The organism is Actinophytocola sp. KF-1 (assembly GCF_054661535.1).
On record NZ_BAAFVK010000018.1, the window covers coordinates 150,804 to 171,218 of the forward strand.

The window sequence follows — 20,415 nt, forward strand, 5'->3', positions numbered from 1 at the left end:
GGTGGCCGCGTGATGCCATCCTGGACGGCGTGCGTCACGTGGATCGCTCATGAGGACCGGGGTGCCTGCCGGGCACACCGGGTACTTCCACGAGGCGCTCCGCTACGGCTCGGACGACGAGCTGCTGACCGCCGTCGTCCCGTTCCTGCTCGGCGGGGTCGCCGCGGGGGAACCCACGATCGTCGCGCTGGGGGAGGAGAAGACCGCGCTCGTCCGCGCGGCGGTCGGCGCGGACATCCCGGTGGTGTACCACTCCGGCGGCGAGGTGTACGCCCGTCCGGCGGCCGCCCTCCGCGCCTACTCCGACCTGTTCGCCCGGCACACGGCGGACGGGGCGCACCAGATCCGGGTCGTGGGTGAGCTGCCGCCGGCGGCGCTCGGGGCGACGTGGGACTGGTGGGCCCGCTACGAGTCGGCGGCCAACGACGTCTACGCCCGGTTCCCGCTGTGGAGCCTGTGCGCGTACGACGAGCGGACCACCCCGCCCGAGGTGCTCGCGGACGTGGCCCGCACCCACCCGCACGTCGCGGGACCCGGTGACACGCACCTGCCGAACGAGGCGTACGTCGAGCCGCACCAGTTCCTGCGCTACGACCTGCCCCCGGCGCCGGACCCGGTGCAGCACACCGCGCCCGCGGTGGAGCTGGTGAACCCGGTCCCGTCGCGGGCGCGGGCGGTGCTCGCGGACGTGGGCGACGGCGTGCTGACCGCCGAGTCGCTGAGCGATCTGCGGATCGCGGTCACCGAGACGGTCACCAACGCGCTGACCCACGGCACCGCACCGATCGTGGTCCGCTACTGGGCGGGCCCGGACCGCGTGGTCGTGACCGTGACCGACGGCGGCAAGGGCCCCGCCGACCCGTTCGCGGGCCTGCGTGCCGCCGCGCACGCGCCGAGCGGCGGCCTCGGGCTGTGGCTGACCCACCAGCTGTGCGACCACGTGTCGATGAGCGTCGACGACGAGGGCTTCACGGTCCGCATGATCAGCGGCAACCCGAACCACCGCGCAGGGGGCCGGGGCGCGGCCTGCTGACCACGCCCCGGCTGGTCGAGGGTTACCGGCGTTCTTCTTGGATCGTGGACTTCGCCTCCTGCGCGCGGTCGGTGACGTCACCCGCGGCGCCGCGGGCCTCGTCCTTGACCGTGCTCGCCGCGTCGGCCGCGGTCGACTTCACCGACTCGACGGCCTCCCGCGCCGGTTCGCGGATGTTCTCCTTCACCTGGTCGGCGGCCTGACCGAGCTGCTCGGTGACCGCGTCGCTGTGCTCGCGGGCCCAGTCCGCGGTCTGCCCGGCGAGTTTCCGCTCCGGTCTGCTGGCCGGGGCCAGCGTCGAGAGCAGCCAGCCCGCGCCGAACGCGATGAGCCCGGCCGCGATCGGGTTGCCTTCCGTGCCGCGGCGCACCGCACCGGGCGCGTCGCCGATCTTCTCCTTGGCGTCGCTGGTCAGCGACGACGCCCGGTCCTGCGTCGTGGACATCGCGTCGGACGCGGTGCCCATGACGCGGTCCCGTGCGCTCGCCATCGCGCCGCGGACGCGGTCGACCCGCCGCTGGGCGATGCGGCTCGGCGTGACCTTCTCGGCGAGGAGGTCGACGTCGCTGCTCAGGTTCCGTTGCGTGTACTCGATCTCCCGGCGCAGCCGGTCCGGGTCGGGGTGGGTCATGACTGTCCTTTCAGTGCGTCGGGCACCTGCTTGAGCGTCTCGACGGTGCGTTCCGGCGTGGGGTTGGTCTCGCGGAACGAGCGCCTGCCCGCCGCGTACAGCACGGCGGCGGCGACGGCCCACACGACGGCGACGATGAGTGCCGCGAGGCCTTCGTCCATCACGTTGGCGAGCGCCCACCACACGGCGAACGACAGGAACAGGAGCACCATGTGGCCCGCGATCCCGGCGCCGCCCATCATCGCCGCGCCCTTGCCCGCCTTGGTGGCCTCGGCCCGGAACTCCGCCTTGGCGAGCTGGAGTTCCTGGCGCATCAGGGTGGACAGGTCACGGGAGACGTTGCCGAGCAGTTCGCCGACCGAGGCGTCGGCCACGTCGGGCCGGTTCGTCTCGTCGGTCATCGCTGCTCCCCGGGCGGGGTGGAGTACCCGGGCGTCGGCGGCGGTGTCGGCGGCACGGCGCCGTAACCCGGTGCCGTCTCCGCGGGCGGCATGGCGCTGTAGCCGGGCGTCGGCTCGGCCGACGGGACGGTCCCGTAGCCGGGCGCCGGTTCAGTGGCCGGCAGCGGCGGCGCGGCCATCGGCGGGTTGTCGTTCACGTCCGCGGCGTGCCGGGCGCGGTGCCCGTTCGCCTGGCCGGACGAGTCGTCGCCCGACTTCTCGGCGTCGACGATGCCCCTGGTGAGACGCCCGACGACGACGCCTGCCAGCGCGGCGCCCGCGAGGAACAGCCCTGGCTTGCGGCGCGCGAACCGGCGGACTTCGCCCAGCAGGTCGCCCGGTTCCCGCTCCTCGAGCCAGGACGCCACGCCGCGGGTCCGGTCGGCGGCCTGCCGCACCACCTCGTGCGCCATGCCCTGCCCTTCGGACCGTTCGGCCATCTGCTGGAGCTGGTCGGACAGCGTGCGCAGCCCGCCTGCCGCCTTCCGCTGCCCTTCCCGAGCCTGCTCGGTGAGCTGACCTCGGCCTTCCTTCAGCAGGTCACGTGCCTGCGCCGTGGCCTCGGACGCGACGCGCGATGCCTGCTCTCCCGCCGTGCTCGCCACCTGACCGCCACTCTGCTGAGCGGTGCGCGCGACCCCGGCGGCCTCGTCGCGCGCCGTCCCGGTCATGGATCGTTGATCTGTCATCGCGTTCTCCTACAGTTTCGGGAGAGCGACGAATACCCGGGCAGAACATCGATAACCGCCAGTTTTTACGGCGGACATAAAGGAGGACCGGACCCCGGTCGGCTCGCGAGGGCACATCCGACAGGTCCGGTCCTCAGTACACCGGAACGGCCCTGCTTCCGATCCGGTACACCAGATGAGCTACCCGTTCACCCACACGGGCAAACCGGCGCCCGCTAAGTTTTGTGCATGGGGATCCGGGGAGCGTGCGCGGCGCTCGCAACTGTGCTGGTCGTGGCCGGGTGCGCGGAAGTGGGCGAGGCGGTGGACGAAGCGGGGGCGGTGGCCGACCGGGCATCGGTGTGCGCGGAGGCGCTCGGCCTCGCGGACCTCAACCCGCTCGTGGACAAGGAGCGCCTGCAGCAGCGGGCGGAGGACAAGGAACGCAGACTGCGCGAACTGGCGGACAACGTTGCGGACGAGGACGTGAAGGCGTCACTGCTGGGACTCGCCGACTCGTACCTGCAGGTGCAGAAGGAACGCCTCGACGACGCCGGCGTGGTGGCGAGATGGGTGCAGCGCAACACCGAACGCCTGGACGACCTGCGAGTGGCCTGCACCTGACCAAGGGCGGCAGTGGGAAGCGACCGGCGGCGTTGATGAAGGCCCCCTTCACCAACAGCGGAAGCCGCTCTGCGCCGAAGGCAGCAAGGCCCGCCAGGTGGTAAGGGCGGCGAAGCCGCCCTGCGCCGAAGGCGCTAAGCCCTGCCGAGCGGAGGCGGCGAAGCCGCTCTGCGCCGAAAGGCGCCAAAGCTCACCCGACCGAAGGGCGGCGAAACCGTCCGCCGCGGAAAGGTGCCAAGACCCGCCCGGTGGTAAGGGCGGCGAAGCCGCTCTGCGCCGAAGGCGCCAAAGCCCTGCCGGGTGGAGGGCGGCGAAGCTGCCCGGCGCCGAAAGGCGCCAAAGCCCACTCGACCGAAGGGCAGCGAAACCGTCCGCCGCGGAAAGGTGCCAAGACCCGCCCTGTGGTAAGGGCGGCGAAGCCGCCCTGCGCCGAAGGCGCTAAAGCCCATCCGAGCGAACGGCGGCGAAGCCGCCCGGCGCCGAAAGGCGCCAAAGCCCACCCGACCGAAGGGCAGCGAAACCGTCCGGCGCCGAAAGGCGCCAACACCCGTCCCGTGGAGAAGCCGAACCTGCGGGATACCCCGGTATTGGTTCGGTGGTGGCGGCGGGCAGAGAGGCGGGCAGGCGTCAGCCTGCCCGTTAGGGCCTGGCTTAGGGTGGCGGAGGCTCGCGGGTCAAGGGTTGCGCAGCAATCCGGCGAAGCCGGACGCCGAAGGCGCCCTTGACGCGTGAGTGCGCCGCCCGCACAATCCGCCGCCACCACCGAACACCACGGAACGAAAAACCCCGGGACCAGCCCAAGCCGCACCGCAAACACACCCCACCCCAAGCAGCGCAAACACCAACCCAACCACAGGCCAGCAAGATCAACCCCGGCCTCCGGCCCCCCGACATCCAGCCTAGAGCAGACCACCGACAACGAGGACCGACAAAACCCGAGTCATCCACAGGCAACGGCCTCCGGCCCCCAAACTCCAGCGTACCGAGCACCACCGACAAAACCGGCCGGCCGACAACGGGTTGTCCACATCCTCACAGCACCACGGCCTCCGCCTCCTCGGCGAAGTGGCAAGCCGTCAACCGGCCATCCACTTCCCGCAGCGAAGGCACCTCGACCCGGCACCGATCCTGGGCCAGCCAACACCGCGGGTTGAACCGGCACCCACCAGGCGGATCGATGGGCGAGGGCGGCTCCCCGCTCAGCACCCGCCGCCGAGCCAACCGGCCCCGCGAGGCCCGGTCCGACGACGGCACCGCCGACAGCAACGCCTGCGTGTACGGATTCGCGGGCGCCTCGTAGATGCGCGACGTGTCGCCGATCTCCGCGATCCGCCCGAGGTACATGACCGCCACCCGGTCCGCGAGGTGCCGCACGACAGACAGGTCGTGCGCGATGAACACGATCGCGACGTCCAGCCGCTTCCGCAGGTCCGCCAGCAGGTTGATCACCTGCGCCTGCACCGACACGTCCAGTGCCGACACCGGCTCGTCGGCGATCAGCACCGCCGGGTCCAGCGCCAGCGCACGCGCGATCCCGATCCGCTGCCGCTGCCCGCCGGAGAACTGGTGCGGGTACCGGTTCATCAGCTCCGGCGCCAACCCGACCAGTTCGAGCAACGACGCCACGCGCGACCGGCGCGACGCACGCGTGCCCTGGCCCGTGGCGGCCAACGGCTCCGCCACGATGTCGAGCACCGTCATCCGCGGATCGAGCGACGCGTACGGGTCCTGGAAGATCATCTGCACGCCACCGCGGAGCCGGGAGCGCGCACCTGACGTGACATCGGTGCCGTCGTAGTACAGCCGTCCGGCGTCCGGGCGTTCCAGGCCCACCAGCATCCGCGCGAGGGTCGACTTGCCGCACCCGGACTCGCCGACGACGCCGAGCACCTCGCCACGCCGCAGCGACAGGCTCACGCCGTCCACAGCGGACACGTGCCCGCGGCGCAGGATCGACCCCACCGAGTACCTGCGGACCAGCGAGTCCGCCACCAGCACCTCATCGGACATCGAGCATCACCTCCGACTGGTGGCAGGCCACGCTGCGGCCCGCCAACGGCACCAGTTCCGGTCGCACGGTCGAACACGCCGCCACGACCCGGTGGCAGCGCGGGTGGAACGGGCACCCGGACGGCACGCGTGCCGGGTTCGGCGGCGAGCCGGGGATCGTGAACAGGTCGGCGCCGTGGTGTTCCAGCTGCGGCACGGACCGCAGCAGCGCCTCGGTGTACGGGTGGGACGGTCGCGAGAGGACGGTGTCGGCGTCGCCCGCCTCCACGATCCGGCCCGCGTACATCACGGCCAGGTGGTCGGCCACCTCGCTGACCACCGCCAGGTCGTGGGTGATCAGCAGGACCCCCATGTCGAGCTGGGTCCGCAGCGACGCGAGCAGGTCCAGGATCTGCGCCTGCACGGTCACGTCGAGCGCGGTGGTCGGCTCGTCGGCGATCAACAGCTCCGGCTCCAGCGCGATGGCCATCGCGATCAGGATGCGCTGGCGCATGCCGCCGGAGAACTGGTGCGGGTAGTCGTTCACACGCTCGGCAGGTGCCGGGATCCCGACCATGCCGAGCAGGTCCGCGGCCCGTGCGCGCGCCACCTTCTTCGACGCTCCACTGTGGACCCGGAACAGCTCGCCCAGCTGGTCGCCGATGGTGAGCACCGGGTTGAGCGCGGACAGTGCGTCCTGCAGGACGAGGCTCATCCGGGTGCCGCGGAACTCCCGGAGCTGCCGCGCCGACGCGGTGCGCAGGTCGGTGCCCGCGACGGTGATCTCGTCGGCGGCGACCGTCGAGCCCGGACCCGCGAGGCCCATCACGGCACGGGCGGTCACCGACTTGCCGGAGCCGGACTCGCCGAGCAGCGCGACCAGCTGTCCACGGGGGACGTCGAGGTCGACGTGCCGGACGGCCTCGACCGGACCGGCGTCCATCTGGAACGAGACAGACAGGCCGCGGACCCGCAGGGCCAGGGGAGGACTGTTCACGGCTCCATCCTCACATGCGGCGTGTTGCCGATAAGTTTCATCTTGTGACCGATCCTGCCGGGTTCTGACACATGCATTGACAAGCATGCCGGATATTGATGACACTCTGCGGCATTCCACAGGAGACAGTCAACTGGTACCGCACACCACGCGGAGACAGGAGAGGCAGCGTGCTGGAGCCCGCTTCCCGCTACACCGGCTACACGGCCTACGAATACCTGGAGTCCGGGAAGGACTACCGAGGGTTCACCTACGCCAAGCAGGTCGGCCGGGTGCCCGCCTACGAGGGGCTCGGCCTGACAGGAGAGCAGGAGGAGCGGACCAGGCGGCTCCTCACCGAGGAGACGGTGATCTCGCTGCACGAGCACGTGCAGGTGTTCCCCGAGGACATGACCGACCTGCGCGAGCACATCCGCCAGGGCCGCGAACCAACGGGCTACGAGGGCCTGTCCCGCTCGGGCCTGACCGCCGTGTTCGACAACGGCATGGACGGCACCTGCTGCATCAGCTCCGACGCGGGCTGGAAGTACCAGGACGTGCTGTTCGACCTCGGTGTCCGGATGGCCGACCTGGCCCACCAGGACTTCGTCATCAAGGCCGAGTCGGTCAAGGACATCGAGTACGCGGCCGAGACAGGCCGGATCGCCCACATCTTCGCGCTCGAGGCGGCGACCCCGATCGAGAACGAGATCGACCGGCTCGACGTGCTGTACGGCTTCGGCGTCCGGCAGATGGGCATCGCGTACTCCGAGGCCAACCTGCTCGGCAGCGGCCTCAAGGAGCGCGGCGACGGCGGCCTCACCTACCTCGGCGACCGGGCCGTGGAGCGGATGAACAAGCTGGGCATCGCCATCGACATCTCGCACTCGGGCGACCGCACCGGGCTCGACGTGATCAAGAAGTCGAAGGTGCCGGTGTTCATCACCCACGCCGGGTCGCGGACCGTCTGGCCGACGAACCGGATGAAGGACGACGAGACGATCAAGGCGTGCGCGGAGCGCGGCGGCGTGATCGGCATCGAGGCGGCGCCGCACACGACGCTGTCGAAGGACCACCCGCGGCACTCGCTCGAGTCCGTGATGGACCACTTCACCTACTGCGTCGACCTGGTCGGCATCGACCACGTGAGCTTCGGGCCGGACACCCTGTTCGGCGACCACGTCGGCCTGCACGACACGTTCGCCGCGAACCTGTCCCTCGGGCAGGCGCACGGCGGCGTCGAGTTCCCCAAGGTCGAGTACGTCGACGGCCTGGAGAACCCGGCGGAGGGCTTCTTCAACATCATCGGCTGGCTCGTCAAGCACGACTACAGCGACGACGAGATCCGCAAGGTCATCGGGGGTAACACGCTTCGAGTCCTCAAGGAGGTCTGGGTTTGACGTCCCGTACACGGCTGACCGCGGTGATCGCCGCCGCGGCCGCCGTCGCCACGTTCGCGGCCTGCGCGCCGAGCGCCCCCACCGAGGGCGGTGGGGGCGGGGCGGCGGTCACCGACGCCACGCTCACCATCGCGACCACGACCGACGTGGTCAACTACAACCCGCTCGTCGGCAACAGCCGCAGCGACTACTGGATCACCAACCTGATGTACCCGCACCTGCTCTCGATCGGCGCGGACGGCGAGAAGGCGCCCGAGCTGGCCGAGAAGTGGGGTTACGTCGACGACACCACCGGGTTCTACGAGATCCGGTCCGGCATGAAGTGGTCGGATGGCACGCCGCTGACCGCGAAGGACGTCGCGTTCACGCTCAACGCGGTGAAGAAGGACAAGCCGGCGGGCACGCTGTACGGCCAGCTGACCAACTTCGAGTCGGCGACCGCGGTGTCCGACACGCGGGTCGAGGTGAAGCTGTCCAAGCCGGACTCGACGGTCATCCCGGAGGTCGGGTTCTGGGGCAACGTCGTGCCGCAGCACGTGTTCGAGCCCGCCGGGTCGGTGGCGACCTTCGCGAACGACGGCAAGAACGGCGGCTGGGTGTCGGCGGGCCCGTACGTGCTGACCGACGTGCAGCGCGGGCAGAGCTACACCCTCGAGCGGGTGGACGACTACCCGCTGGTCGAGGGCGGCAAGCCCAAGGCGGCGAAGGTCGTCTACCGCGTGTACCCGGACGTGAACACCGAGATCCTGGGCCTGAAGAACGGTGACGTGGACGTCATCGCGAACTCGCTGCCGCCCGCCCAGGTCAAGGGCCTGCAGAACACGCCGGGCATCAAGGTCGAGGAGATCCCCGGTCTCGGCTACGCGCACATGACCTACAACATGAAAAAGCCCGACCTGGCGAAGAAGGAGGTCCGGCAGGCGCTCGCGCACGCGGTCGACTACAACGCGATCCGCAAGGTCGTGCTGCAGGACCAGGCCGTGTCGACCGGGTCGAGCCCGATCATGCCGGTGCTGAAGGACTTCCACGACGACTCCATCGAGGAGTACGAGTACGACCCGGAGAGGTCGAAGCAGCTGCTGACCGAGGCCGGGTACAAGACGGACGGATCGCTGAAGTTCCGCCTGATCTACTCGCTGCAGGACCCGGTGACCACCCAGTGGGCGACGCTCGTCAAGGACGGCGCGGCCAAGGCGGGTGTCACGATCGAGCTGCAGGGCCTGGAGCGCAACACGTACCTGGCGAAGACCGACGCGGGTGACTTCGACATCTACGCCGGCAACTTCGCGATCATGGACGACCCGGCGACCAACATGGCGCTGACCTACCTGCCGGGTGGTGCGATCAACTACTCCTACGTGGACGATCCCCAGCTGTCGTCGCTGATCGAGCAGGCACGGGTCACGTTCGAGCGCGACGCGCAGAAGCCGCTGCTGCGGCAGGCGGCGAAGATCGTGCGGGACAACGTGTACGACAACGTCATGTACACGCAGAACCTGTTCGTGGCGCACCGCAGCGACTGGAGCGGGTTCGTCGTGAAGCCGTCCGAGCTGTTGTCCATCGTCAACCCGATCTCGGTCGCCTCGGCGACCAAGTCCGAGTCGCAGTGAGCTGAGGGCCGCCCGGATGTCGCTGTTCTTGTTCGTGCTCAAGCGGGTGGGCCGCGGCCTGCTCACCATCTGGTTCGCCGTGACGGTCACGTTCCTGCTCCTCCGGCTGCTGCCGGGCGACCCGGTGCTGGCCGTGGCGAACCCGAACATGACGCGCGAGACCCGGGCGGCCCTGCTCACCGAGTACGGCCTCGAGGAGTCGCTGCCCGTCCAGTACGTGAAGTACCTGTGGCAGCTCCTGCAGGGCAACCTCGGTGTCTCGTTCCACCAGAACACGGACGTCACGACCGTCCTCATGGAACGGCTGCCGTGGACGCTGCTGCTGGCGGGGTCGTCGCTGCTGGTGACGGTCGCGGTCGGCATCCCGCTCGGGGTGCTCGCCGCGTCCCGCCGCGGCGGGCTGTGGGACCGGTGCGTGCAGGTCGTCGCGGTCACCGGGCAGTCGTTGTTCGTGCCGAGCCTCGGGATCCTGCTGCTGTACGTGCTGGGCCTGCAGCTCAACTGGTTCCCGATCGGCGGCGCGTACACCGACGGCACGTACGGCGGCGAGTGGTACCTGTCGGTGCTCTCGCACCTCGTGCTGCCGTGCCTGTCGCTGGTGTTCGCCCAGCTCGGCGCGTACGTGCTGACCATGCGGTCGTCGCTGATCGACGCGCTCGGCGAGGACTACGTGGTGCTGGCGAACGCCAACGGGCTGCCCGCGAAGCGGGTGCTGTGGAAGCACGCGCTGCGCAACGCGCTGCTGCCCACGACCACGCTCGTCGGTCTGCAGCTCGGGTTCGTGGTCGGTGGCGCGGTGCTGATCGAGACCGTGTACGCCTACCCGGGCATCGGCCGCGGCATCTACGAAGCGGTGACACAGCTGGACTTCCCGGTGCTGCAGGGCGCGTTCCTGCTGCTCGCCGTGACCGTGGTGGCCGTCAACATGGTCACCGACATCGCCTACGGCATCCTCGACCCACGCGTGAAGGCGGCCTCGTGACCATGACCTCACCCGCACAGCAGGCGCAGGCGGCGGAGGCCGTGTCCGTCGACGCGCCGCCCAGCGCGGCGAAGAACACCTGGCGGCGGTTCCGGCGTGAGCCGCTCGGCATGGCCGCCCTGGTCGTGCTGGTGCTGCTCGTGGTCGTCGCGGCAGCGGCGCCACTGCTCGCCGACTACCCGTCCGGCTACGGCGACACCGTGCTCGCGCCGCCGTCCGGCACGCACTGGTTCGGCACCGACAGCCTCGGGCTCGACGTGTTCGCCGAGGTGGTGTGGGGTGCGCAGCAGAGCCTCCTGGTGGCCGCGGCGGCGTCGCTGATCGCGATCGTGTTCGGCACGCTGCTCGCCGTCGTCGGCGCGTACTTCCGCCGGATCGACGCGGTGATCAGCGTGGTCGTCGACCTGACGCTGTCGCTGCCGATCCTGCCGCTGATGATCCTCGTCGCCGCGCTCGTCGGCCCGAGCACGATGACGATCATCCTGGTGATCGCCGCGTTCTCGTGGCCGGAGGTGACCAGGGTGGTGCGCTCGCAAGCGCTTTCGGTCGTGCGGCTGCCCTACGTGGACGCCGCGCGGCTCATGACCGGCTCGCCGGTGTGGATCATCCGGCGGCACGTGGTGCCCGCGGTGATGCCGCTGGTGCTGGTGTCGGTCGTGCTCACGTCCTCGCGGGCGGTGCTGTCCGCGGCGGGCCTGGCGTTCCTCGGCCTCGGCGACCCGAACACGTGGTCGTGGGGCCGGATCCTCTACGAGGCGCAGCAGGCGGGCGCGATGTCCACCGCGTGGTGGCTGCCGATGTTCCCGTCGCTCGCGATCTTCCTGCTCGTGCTGGCGTCGACACTGCTGTCCACGGCGTACAACGACGCCCGTAACCCAAGGCGGAACAAGTGACCTTCTCCCAACGGCTCGACCGGGCGTTCTTCGAGCGCGTGCAGGACCGGGTCCGGGCCCGCGCCTCCGAGGCCGGCTTCGACGCGATCCTCACCGACGACCCCGAGGACGTCGCTTACCTGACCGGCTTCTTCCACCACCCGTGCGAACGGCCGGTGGCCGTGTGGCTGCCCGTCGGCGGCCGCGCCACCCTGCTGCTGCCCGAGCTGGAACGCGAGCACGCGGAGGCCCAGCACGCGGTCGCGGACCTGGTGGCCTACCCCGAGTACCCGGGCGTGGTGCCGCCGTTCGCGGTGCTCGCGCAGGCCGTCGGCTCGACCCGGCGCACCGCGGGCCACAGCACGGCGATGACCTACGCGCGGTACAACGCCGCCGCCACCGCGCTGTCCGGTGTGGACCTGGAGCCGACGGACATCGTCACGGTCACCAGGTACGTCAAGGAACCCGAGGAGATCGCGCTGCACCAGGAGGCCGCGCGCATCACCGACGTGATGCTGACCGAGGGCGTGGCGCTCGTGACCGACGCGCTCGCCACCGGCGCCGAGCTGCCCAGCGAGGCCGAGCTGGCCGCGCACGTCGGCCGCGTCGGCACGTCGACCATGTACGGCGAGCACACCGACGTCGTCGTGGTGTCGTTCCTCGCGGGCGGGCTTGTGTACGCGGGCGCGAACTCGTCCTACCCGCACGGCCTGCCGTCCGGTTACCGGCTGCGGCCCGGCGACACGTTCATGCTGTCGCTCGGCTGCGCGGTCGGCGGCCGGTTCGTCGAGGGGGAGCGCACGTTCGTGCTCGGCGAGCCGTCGGACGAGCAGCGCCGCTACCACGAGACCATCCGCCTGGCCCAGGAGGTGGGCGGGCACGCGATCAAGCCGGGCGCCGAGTGCCGGTCCGCCAACGAGGCGTGCCTGTCGGTCGTCAAGGAGGCGGGGCTGGGGCGTTACCTGCGGCACCGGCAGGGGCACGGCATCGGCCTCGGCATGCACGAGCCACCGTGGCTGGAGGACGGCGACGCGACCGTCCTCGAGCCCGGGATGATCGTGTCCAACGAGCCCGGCATCTACGTCCCCGGCCACGCGGGCTACCGCATCTCGGACTCCATGCTGGTCACCGAGGACGGTTCCCGCCCGCTCACCGCGTACCCGCGCGGCCTCGACGACTGCGTCATCCCCGTCTAGTGGACACGCGTCCCGCCGTCCGGCGAACCGGACTGGGCGTCGCTCGCCGACGGCTCGGCACTGGACCGCTCGGTACCCGACCGCCCCCGGCACCGCGGGCCGCGGTCGGCCCGGAGCCGGACGTGCCATCCGCAACACAACCCTGAGGAGTCCCTGTGAATGACGTGTCGCCCGAGTTCGCCGCCGCCACCACCGAGGCGACCATGGTGGAGATCAACCGCAACCGGCTGGCGGTCGAGGTGCTCGGGCCCGAGGGCGCGCCCGTCCTGATCGCCCACCACGGTGCGCCCGGGCTCGGGTCGCGGGCCGAGCCGCGTGCGAGCTTCGGCAGGCTCGCCGACACCTACCGCGTCGTGGTGTTCGACGCGCGCGGGTCCGGGCAGAGCGAGGGCAAGGGCACGTTCAGCCACGAGCAGTGGGCCGCCGACATCGACGCGCTGCGCGAGTGGGTCGGCGCCGAGCAGATCATCATGGCGGGCGGCTCGTACGGCGGCTTCATGGCGATGGAGTACGCCACCCGCTACCCCGACCGCGTGCGGGCCATGGTCCTGCGCGACACCTCGCCGGACAACTCGCACGAGGAGAAGGCCCTCGCCAACGCGCTCGCCACCACGCGCGTGGCGATCGACCGCGAGAAGCTCGACCGGATCTTCGCCGGCACCGTGCGGGACAACGACGACCTGCGTGACTGCTGGCGGGAGATCCTGCCGCTGTACGACTATGTGTACGACCCGGACGCCGTGGAGAAGAAGGTCGCCGCCACCCCGTACCGCTACGAGGCGCACAACTACGCGTTCCGCGTCAACATCCCGGACTACGACCTCAAGCCGGTGCTGCCGCGGGTCACCGCGCCCACGCTGATCACCGTCGGCCGCACCGACTGGATCACGCCCGTGGAGTGCAGCGAGACGATCGCTAGTCTGATCCCCGGCTCGCGGCTGGTCGTGTTCGAGAAGTCGGGCCACTCACCGCAGATCGAGGAGGCCGAGGCGTGGACGAAGGTGGTGCGGGAGTTCCTCGCGGACGTCGCTACATGAGACCCCTCGACGACCTCGACCGGCAGATCATCGTCGCGTTGCAGGGTGACGGCCGGGCGAGCTGGACGTCGATCGCCGCGATGTGCGAGACGTCGGTGCCGACCGTGGCGCGGCGTGCCCAGCAGCTCATGGCGGACAACCTCCTGAAGGTCGCGGTGCTGCCGAGCCTCGGCAGCACCGGGCCGGTGGAGACGTTCTTCACCCGCATCGGCTGCCGCCCCGGCACGCAGCTCGACGTGGCCGAGCAGCTGGTCGCGCGCCCGGACGTGCGGTGGGCGTCGCTGATCACCGGGTCGTACGACATCGGCATCGAGCTGGTGGTGAACTCCGGGCCCACCCGCTACCCGAAGACCATGCTGGAGCTGCAGCAGGTCGACGGCGTGCAGCGGTGGTACAGCGACCTGCTGCTGCACGTCTACAAGGTGTCGCACGACTGGTACAAGCAGCTGCTCGACGACCGCGACGCGCTGCCGCCCGAGGTGCCGCTGTGCTCGCCGGACCACTTCGACAAGGTCGACTGGGCGATCCTCGACCACCTGCGCGACGACGGCCGCGCGAGCTTCAAGACCCTCGCGGACGCGTTGGAGCTCAACGAGTCCACGGTCCGCCGCCGCTTCGAGCGGATGATCTCCGACCGGTGCGCGGCCGTGTTCACGATCGTGCCCGCGCAGGCGCTCGGGCTGGAGGCGGAAACCCTCATGTGGGTGACCGTCGAGCCGTCGAAGCTCAACGAGGTCGCGGCCGCGCTGGTGCGGCACCCGTCCGTGCGCTACCTCGGCGCCACGCTCGACGGGAACTCGTTGCTGTGCGAGGTGATCTCCGAGTCGACCCGCGGCCTGTTCGAGTTCACCACGGCCACGCTCGCGAAGATGGCGGGCGTGATCGGGTGGAGCGCGTCGGTGGAGCTGCTGTCGCTCAAACGCGGTTTCGTCGAGACCCCGTGGTGGCGCGAACAACTCGCCGAACACCACGCGGACGCGCTGGTGCTCGGCCCGGGGGCCGCGGTCAGCGACGGCTGACCGGCGCGGTCCAGCTGCAGCGCAACAGGTGCCGGTAGAGGTGTTCCCGGCCCAGCCGCGCCGGCACCACCCGGTACCGCAGCGACCGCAGGACGCCGTCGTCCAGCCGCGTCGCCGGGCCCCGCGGGTGGTAGCCGTACGGCGTGACCCGCACCAGCCAGGTCGCGACCGTCGTCCCGTTCTGGTAGCCGTCGACCGTGACCTGGGACAGGTCACCCCGCTGCGCCATCACGACCAGGTCGGCGATCATGTCGGAGGTGATCGGCGCCCGGCCCGCGAACGCCTTCGTCTGCTCGTTGAGCCACCGCGCGGCGCGCTGGACGTGGTGTGCGGTGCGGTCTTCCGCTGTCCGCCGCGGATTCCAGAGTCGCATGGTCATCGCCTCGAATCTCATGGATGTGCGCAGTGTTTCGCCTGGTGACGTGCTTCCGCTACGGACCAAAGACTCGACGTCCCGATTGTTATCACCGCTGCCCCGATGCGTTGCACACCCCTTGATCGAGGACGCCGGACCCGCGATCATCCAGGGGATGTCGGCCTGTGAACGGGGGTACCGTGGAACTGTCGCGTCGCCAGTTGCTGAGTATCGTGCCCGCTGCCGTGCTCCTGGCACGCGTGGTGCCCGCGAGCGCCGACCCGGTCACCGACCTCGCCCGGCTGAAGGCGAACACCGTCGACGTCTTCGCGGGCACCGTCGAGTCGAACGCGCGGCCCGAGGTGGCCCCGAAGCTCGCCGCGATCGTGCGGGCGGCCAGGGCACGGCTCGCGGACATGGACGCCGCGGGCGACGGGGAACTGTTCGCGAACCTGCCGCTCGGCACCGACGACGCGAACCTCAACCGTGCTTTCCAGAACCTGTACGAGATCGCGCTCGCCGTCCGCGCGCCCGGCTCCCCGCTGGCCGGTGACGCCGCCGTGCGGCAGCGGGTGCTCGACGGCCTCGCGTGGCTGCACCAGCGCCACTACGGCGACCAGGCCGCCGGGTACTACGGCAACTGGTTCACCTGGGAGATCGGCATCTCCACGAGCGTCAGCAAGGCGTTGCTGCTGCTGGACGCCCCCGCCGACCTCGTGGCGGCGTACGTCGCGTCGATGGACGCCTACCTGCGCAACGGCACGGACGGCGACGTCGACCTCGGTTCCCGGTTCCACACCGGCGCGAACCTCGCCGACATCACCACGAACCGGATCGTGCAGGGCGCGCTGCTCGGCGACGAGGCACGGGTGACCAAGGCCGTCGCCGACCAGAGCACCGTGTTCGCCACCGTCGACCCGTACCACCTCCAGCACGGCGTGACCGACGGGTACTACGCCGACGGGTCGTTCATCCAGCACCACTCCGTCGCGTACACCGGTTCGTACGGCAGGGCGCTGCTGTCGCGGGTCGTGCAGGCGGTGAAGATCCTCGACGGCACCGCGTACGCCGGGGCCGCGGGACTGGTCGAGACGGTGCGCGGCTGGGTGGTGAACGGGTTCGCGCCGCTGATCTTCGAGGGCTGGCTGATGGAGGTCGTCAAGGGCCGGGCCGTGTCCCGCGCGACGACCGGCTACGGCGACGTCACCTCGATCGTCGAGGCGATCGTCGACCTCGCCGACTACGTGGCGGATCCCGCGCCGCTGCGGGGATACGTGAAGTTCCTGCGCTCGGCGGCGATCGACCCGGCGGCGTTCGTGTCGCCGGTGAGCGTGCGCCGGTACGCCGACGTCCTCGCCTCGCCGGTGCCCGCCGCCGACCTCAACCCGCCGTCGCGGTCGGTGGCGTTCAACGCGATGGACCGGACCGTGCACCGGCGGCCGGGCTGGGCGTTCGCGCTGGCGCGGAGTTCGGCGCGGATCAGCAAGTACGAGTACATGAACGGCGAGAACCTGATGCCCTGGTTCCAGGGCGACGGCGCGTACTACCTGTACCTGTCGGGGCAGGACCAGTCGGCATCGTTCGGTGTCGACTACTACACGACCGTGTCGCCGTACCGGCTCTCCGGTGTGACGGTCCTGGCGGAGGACCGGAAGACGGTGCCGGAGCTGTACGGGCGGTTCTGGTACGAGAACCCGGCCGCGGGGTTCACGTCGTCGTCGGAGTCGCAGAACAAGTACGTGTACTTCCCGCGCGGCACCAACGAGTTCTCGGGCGGCGCGACGCTCGGGCCGTACGGCATCGCCGGGATGGTCACCTCGGACGACGTGCCGTACGCCGACAAGCAGGCCGGGCTGCTGCCCGACGACTTCGTCGCGTACCCGAACGTCCGGGCCACCAAGTCGTGGTTCCTGTTCGACGACGAGGTCGTGGTGCTGGCGGCGGGGTTGCCCGGCGCCGCGGTGACCACAGTGGACAGCCGGGTGGCCGCGCCGTCGGACGACGTGGTGGTGACCTCGTCCGACCGCTGGGTGCGGTACGCGAACCGGACGTCCGGTGCCGCCGTGGGCTACGTGTTCCTGTGCGCCGCGCGGCCGGACGTGGCGCGGGCCACGGTGACCCGCAGCAGGCGGGTCGTCCGGGTGTCCAATCCGGACACCCCGGTGACGAAGCAGGTGGTGAGCGTGACGTTGCGGTCGTCGTCGGCCGCGTACGCGCTGGTGCCGCACGCGTCGGAGGCGCGGCTGCGGTCCTACGACGGGCTCGCGGTGCTCGCGAACACCGCGGCCGTGCAGGCGGTCGCGCACCGCGGCCTCGGGCTGACGGGTGTCAACGCGTTCACCGACGGCTGGCACCACGCCGGTCCGCTGTCCGTGCACGGGCCCGCGTCGGTGCTCGTGCGGCGCGGCGACGGGGTGCGGGTGGCGGTGTCCGATCCGACCATGGCGCGTGCGGAGGTGTCGGTGCTGCTGCGCGGCCGCCTGCGGCCTGCCGACGCCGACGACGGCGTGACCGTCCGGCACGTGCCCGGTGGGACGCTGGTGCGTGTGCGGACGCACCAGGCGTACGGCCGCACGTTCACCGCGACCCTGCGCTAGCGGCGGAGCGCCTCGACCAGGTCCTCGGCGGCCGAGCGGAGTGTGCTGGGCGACAACGGGTTCACGCTGATCCACCCGTCCGCCTCGCCGTCGGCCGGGGTGGTGACGCGCACCCGGCCGGACGGGGTGTCGAGCCAGCACAGCTCGCGGCCGGAGCGGGTGTCGCGGACGTCGCCGCCGTCGCGGGTGGTCGTGGTCGCGCCGAGCTGGCCGCCGCCGTCGACGGCGCTGACCAGGTCGGTCAGGGCCGCCAGCTCCTCGGGGTCGCCACCGTGCTCGGCGACCACGTGGTGGTGGCCCGCGGTGACGAGCGCGGCGGCCGCGGGCAGCCGGACGGGCATGGCGGGCGCCGGGACCAGGTCCGGCACGAGCGCGGTCAGCGCGGACGCCACCGCGCTGAGCGGGATGCGCCGCACGTCGACGAGCTGGTCGCCGCCGAAGTCCTGCTTGCACACCACCGCGTGCTTGCCGTAGACCATGGCGACCGCGCCGCGTTCGCCGCCGGGGCCGCGGACCACGAGGTCCACGGTGCCGCGCCGCCTGGCCAGCGCGGCGACGAGGTCCGCGGCGAGCCCGGCGGGCCCGTCGGCGCCGGCGAGACCGCGTACCCGCAGCGCCTCGGCCGCGGCGGCGAACAGCTCGTCGCGTTCCGCAGGCACCCGGCCGAACGACGGCACCCGCAGCGGGTACGGGATGGGGGTGCCCGCGTGGGTGGCGAGCAGGTCCAGCTCGACGAGCCCGAACCGGGTCACCTGGCCTCACCGAGACGGGTGAACGTGCCCTCGTTGTCGCCCTCCGTGGTGCGGTAGTCGGCCGCGCCGGCCCGGGTCTCGCCACCCAGCCGGGTGAGTCCGTCGGCCCATTCCCGCAACACGGCCGGGGTGCCCTCCGGCCCGGTGAGCCGCGCGAGCTTGGCCGCGAACCACAGCGCGGGCGGCGATGAGCCCATCCGCAGCGGCTGCACGTCGGCCGCACGCACCCGCTCGTGCAGGTGCTCGCCGAGCCGGACCAGCTCGTCGGCGTGCCGCTCCACCTCGTAGGGACTGACGAACACGGCGGCGCCCGTCCTGCCCAGCGCGCCCTTCGTGCCGGCGGGGTCTTCCTCGTCGTCGACGTACATGGTGGCTCCCTATGCCCCGATCACGGGCGGTGGTGTCGTGTCGTCGAGGGCGAACAGCTTGTCGGCGCGCGGCATCCGGTTGTGGTGCTCGCGGTCCTCCTCGCGCCTGCTCACGGGGACGGCGGTGGCGGCGGCGCGGGCGGGCCGGTGGTCGGCGTCGGCCAGCAGACCGGGGACGCCGCCCCTGCCGGTGAGCTCGTGCCAGGCGACGGGCCGCCCGCTCGCGCGCCCGTCCGGCCCGCTCGCCCACCCGGACGGCCTGGCAGACCCGCGACGCGCACCGCTGCCCGACGGCGCGCCGATCGGTGCGGCGCCTCCCACGGCAGCGGGGGAGGCGACGGGGGCGGCACCGGCCGGACTCTGGCCGGTGCCGACGGTGCCGGGTGTGGCGGAGGAGGCCGCGGTCGCGGTCGCCGGGCCGGGGGTGGCGGAAGCCAGGCCGGGACTTGCGGAGCCGAACGTGGTCGCCGGGCCGGGGGTTGCCTGGCCGGGTGTGGCGGCTGGGCCGGGGGTGGCGGAGAAGGCCGCGGTCGCGGTCGCCCGGCCGAGCGGGGCGGAAGCCAGGCCGGAGGTTGCGGAGCCGAACGTGGTTGCCGGGCCGGGGGTGGCGGCTTGGCCGGGGGTGGCTTGGCCGGGTGTGGGGGTGGCTGCCGGACCGGGGTTTGCGGTGCCGTGGGTGGTGGTTGCCTGGCCACGGGTGGCGGAAGCCAGGCCGCGGCTTGCGGAGCCGAACGCGGTCGCCTGGCCGGGTGTGGCGGCTGGGCCGGGCGTTGCCTGGCCGAGTGTGGCGGTGGTCACCTGGCCCGGGTTTGCGGGTCCGTGGGTGATGCTCGCCGGGCCGGGGGTGGCGGCTGGGCCGAGGGTGGCTTGGCCAGGCGTGGGTGTGGCTGTCGGGCCCGGGTTTGCGGGGCCGTGGGTGGTGGTCGCCGGGGCGGGTGTGCCGGAAGCAAGGCCGCGTGTGGCGGTGGCCGGGGCTCGTCCAACAGGCACGCGGGTCTGGGCAGGAGTGGAGCCCGCCGGGCGGGCAGCGGTGGCGCGGGTCGTCCTGGCCGGGGTGGCCGGGCGGGGGATGGACGCAGCCGCCGCCACCGCGGCCACCTCCGGGCGCGGTGCGGGGAGCGGCACACCACCCGGCACGCCCGGCGGCAGCTTCGCGGGGGCGTCCGGCGGGTCGGCGGCGTTGAGGCTCGCCTCGAACGCCTGCATGACCTCGACGGCCTCCGCCTTCTTGTTCGCGGCGGCGAGTGAGGCGGCGAACCAGCTCGCCCCGGCGCCGGTGACCGCGCCGAGCGCGAAGTTCGGGCCCGGCGCCGCGGCGCCGTACGCGGTCGCGGCGGCCACGTCCACCGGGTGCGGCATGGTCGCCTGTGCCCTGCTCAGCGCCTCCGACGCCCGCAAGACCGCGGCGGACAGCGCCGCCGCGTGTTCCGCGACGGCGGCGCCGCCCGCGCTGTGCTCGCCGAGGGTGCTGCCGAACGCGGACGACGCCTGGCCCGCCCAGACCTCGCCCACCTGGCCGCGGCGGGCGGACAGGTCGTCCGCGGCCTCCGCGGCGCCGCGGCCGAGGCCGTCCAGCACCGCGGCCTGCTCACCGACCTGGCCGGGGTCCGCGCCGTCGTGGACCATCGCGTACAGCTCCTCGTGGCTGTACGCGTTCCAGTTGGTGCCGCCCGGCATGGTGGGGGAGCCGAACACGCCGTGCCACGTCCGGGTCAGCTCCCTGCGCAGCGTCGCCGCCGCCCCGCCCGCCGTGTCCGCGACCGGCGCGAGCACCGCCCCGACGGCGTTCTCGATGCCACCTGCCACCGTGTCGAGAAAATCCACCGCGACTCCCAGCTCGGTCGATTCGGCGAACCGACATTACAC

General features: G+C 71.8%; 19 protein-coding genes. 10 read left to right on the forward strand and 9 right to left on the reverse strand.

Going from position 1 to position 20,415, the window contains the following annotated elements; translation table 11 throughout:
• Positions 1-49 precede the first annotated feature (49 nt).
• Entirely contained in the window at positions 50-1,033 is a 984-nt protein-coding gene (locus tag ACYQ77_RS40395; RefSeq protein WP_459722008.1) for an anti-sigma factor RsbA family regulatory protein, read from the forward strand.
• Between the two features lie 22 nt (positions 1,034-1,055).
• Here ACYQ77_RS40395 and ACYQ77_RS40400 read toward each other — a convergent pair whose 3' ends face one another.
• Genes ACYQ77_RS40400 through ACYQ77_RS40410 form a run of 3 tightly spaced genes read right to left on the reverse strand, consistent with a single transcriptional unit; the run spans position 1,056 to position 2,793 of the window.
• Entirely contained in the window at positions 1,056-1,664 is a 609-nt protein-coding gene (locus ACYQ77_RS40400; RefSeq protein WP_459722011.1) for a DUF3618 domain-containing protein, read from the reverse strand.
• A complete protein-coding gene (locus ACYQ77_RS40405; RefSeq protein WP_459722013.1) occupies positions 1,661-2,065 on the reverse strand; it encodes a phage holin family protein in 405 nt (134 codons plus the stop codon). Before ACYQ77_RS40405 ends, ACYQ77_RS40400 begins: the two co-directional genes overlap by 4 nt.
• The gene (locus ACYQ77_RS40410) at positions 2,062-2,793 is read right to left on the reverse strand and encodes a hypothetical protein (protein ID WP_459722016.1); all 732 of its coding nucleotides are present in this window, start codon (positions 2,791-2,793) and stop codon (positions 2,062-2,064) included. The genes ACYQ77_RS40405 and ACYQ77_RS40410 overlap by 4 nt, the downstream gene beginning before the upstream one ends.
• Positions 2,794-3,021: 228 nt before the next feature.
• Here ACYQ77_RS40410 and ACYQ77_RS40415 point away from each other — a divergent pair, with 228 nt between their 5' ends.
• Positions 3,022-3,396 (forward strand): hypothetical protein, encoded by a 375-nt coding sequence (locus ACYQ77_RS40415; protein ID WP_459722018.1) that lies wholly within the window; start codon positions 3,022-3,024, stop codon positions 3,394-3,396.
• 1,032 nt (positions 3,397-4,428) lie between these two features.
• Here ACYQ77_RS40415 and ACYQ77_RS40420 read toward each other — a convergent pair.
• Both ACYQ77_RS40420 and ACYQ77_RS40425 read right to left on the reverse strand, forming a co-directional pair.
• Complete coding sequence (locus ACYQ77_RS40420) at positions 4,429-5,406, reverse strand: ABC transporter ATP-binding protein (protein WP_459722020.1); 978 nt, start codon at positions 5,404-5,406, stop codon at positions 4,429-4,431.
• Positions 5,396-6,382: an ABC transporter ATP-binding protein gene (locus tag ACYQ77_RS40425; RefSeq protein WP_459722022.1), complete on the reverse strand. Its 987-nt coding sequence runs from the start codon at positions 6,380-6,382 to the stop codon at positions 5,396-5,398. Before ACYQ77_RS40425 ends, ACYQ77_RS40420 begins: the two co-directional genes overlap by 11 nt.
• 170 nt (positions 6,383-6,552) lie before the next feature.
• Here ACYQ77_RS40425 and ACYQ77_RS40430 point away from each other — a divergent pair, with 170 nt between their 5' ends.
• From ACYQ77_RS40430 to ACYQ77_RS40460, 7 genes are all read left to right on the forward strand, one after another.
• A complete protein-coding gene (locus ACYQ77_RS40430) occupies positions 6,553-7,761 on the forward strand; it encodes a dipeptidase (protein ID WP_459722025.1) in 1,209 nt (402 codons plus the stop codon).
• Positions 7,758-9,371 carry an ABC transporter substrate-binding protein gene (locus ACYQ77_RS40435; protein WP_459722028.1) on the forward strand — a complete coding sequence of 538 codons (1,614 nt, stop codon included), beginning with the start codon at positions 7,758-7,760 and terminating at the stop codon, positions 9,369-9,371. Before ACYQ77_RS40430 ends, ACYQ77_RS40435 begins: the two co-directional genes overlap by 4 nt.
• A gap of 16 nt (positions 9,372-9,387) precedes the next feature.
• Positions 9,388-10,353, forward strand: a complete 966-nt coding sequence (locus ACYQ77_RS40440) for an ABC transporter permease (protein WP_459722031.1) — start codon at positions 9,388-9,390, stop codon at positions 10,351-10,353.
• 2 nt (positions 10,354-10,355) lie between these two features.
• Entirely contained in the window at positions 10,356-11,246 is an 891-nt protein-coding gene (locus ACYQ77_RS40445; RefSeq protein ID WP_459722080.1) for an ABC transporter permease, read from the forward strand.
• On the forward strand, positions 11,243-12,421 hold the full coding sequence (locus tag ACYQ77_RS40450; protein WP_459722034.1) for a M24 family metallopeptidase: 1,179 nt from the start codon (positions 11,243-11,245) through the stop codon (positions 12,419-12,421). The genes ACYQ77_RS40445 and ACYQ77_RS40450 overlap by 4 nt, the downstream gene beginning before the upstream one ends.
• Before the next feature lie 155 nt (positions 12,422-12,576).
• Positions 12,577-13,458: an alpha/beta fold hydrolase gene (locus ACYQ77_RS40455; protein WP_459722037.1), complete on the forward strand. Its 882-nt coding sequence runs from the start codon at positions 12,577-12,579 to the stop codon at positions 13,456-13,458.
• Positions 13,455-14,477 (forward strand): Lrp/AsnC family transcriptional regulator, encoded by a 1,023-nt coding sequence (locus tag ACYQ77_RS40460; RefSeq protein ID WP_459722039.1) that lies wholly within the window; start codon positions 13,455-13,457, stop codon positions 14,475-14,477. The genes ACYQ77_RS40455 and ACYQ77_RS40460 overlap by 4 nt, the downstream gene beginning before the upstream one ends.
• On the opposite strand, the gene ACYQ77_RS40465 is transcribed toward ACYQ77_RS40460, so the two are convergent.
• Positions 14,464-14,856 carry a hypothetical protein gene (locus ACYQ77_RS40465; RefSeq protein ID WP_459722042.1) on the reverse strand — a complete coding sequence of 131 codons (393 nt, stop codon included), beginning with the start codon at positions 14,854-14,856 and terminating at the stop codon, positions 14,464-14,466. The two genes, ACYQ77_RS40460 and ACYQ77_RS40465, sit on opposite strands and share 14 nt — an antisense overlap.
• Before the next feature lie 221 nt (positions 14,857-15,077).
• Here ACYQ77_RS40465 and ACYQ77_RS40470 point away from each other — a divergent pair, with 221 nt between their 5' ends.
• Positions 15,078-17,429 (forward strand): polysaccharide lyase family 8 super-sandwich domain-containing protein, encoded by a 2,352-nt coding sequence (locus tag ACYQ77_RS40470; protein WP_459722044.1) that lies wholly within the window; start codon positions 15,078-15,080, stop codon positions 17,427-17,429.
• On the opposite strand, the gene ACYQ77_RS40475 is transcribed toward ACYQ77_RS40470, so the two are convergent.
• The 3 genes from ACYQ77_RS40475 to ACYQ77_RS40485 are packed head-to-tail and all read right to left on the reverse strand — an operon-like array spanning position 17,426 to position 20,373.
• Positions 17,426-18,181, reverse strand: a complete 756-nt coding sequence (locus ACYQ77_RS40475) for an ESX secretion-associated protein EspG (protein ID WP_459722047.1) — start codon at positions 18,179-18,181, stop codon at positions 17,426-17,428. The two genes, ACYQ77_RS40470 and ACYQ77_RS40475, sit on opposite strands and share 4 nt — an antisense overlap.
• Positions 18,178-18,549, reverse strand: a complete 372-nt coding sequence (locus ACYQ77_RS40480) for a hypothetical protein (protein WP_459722049.1) — start codon at positions 18,547-18,549, stop codon at positions 18,178-18,180. The genes ACYQ77_RS40475 and ACYQ77_RS40480 overlap by 4 nt, the downstream gene beginning before the upstream one ends.
• Positions 18,550-18,558: 9 nt before the next feature.
• On the reverse strand, positions 18,559-20,373 hold the full coding sequence (locus tag ACYQ77_RS40485; protein ID WP_459722052.1) for a hypothetical protein: 1,815 nt from the start codon (positions 20,371-20,373) through the stop codon (positions 18,559-18,561).
• Positions 20,374-20,415: the final 42 nt, after the last annotated feature.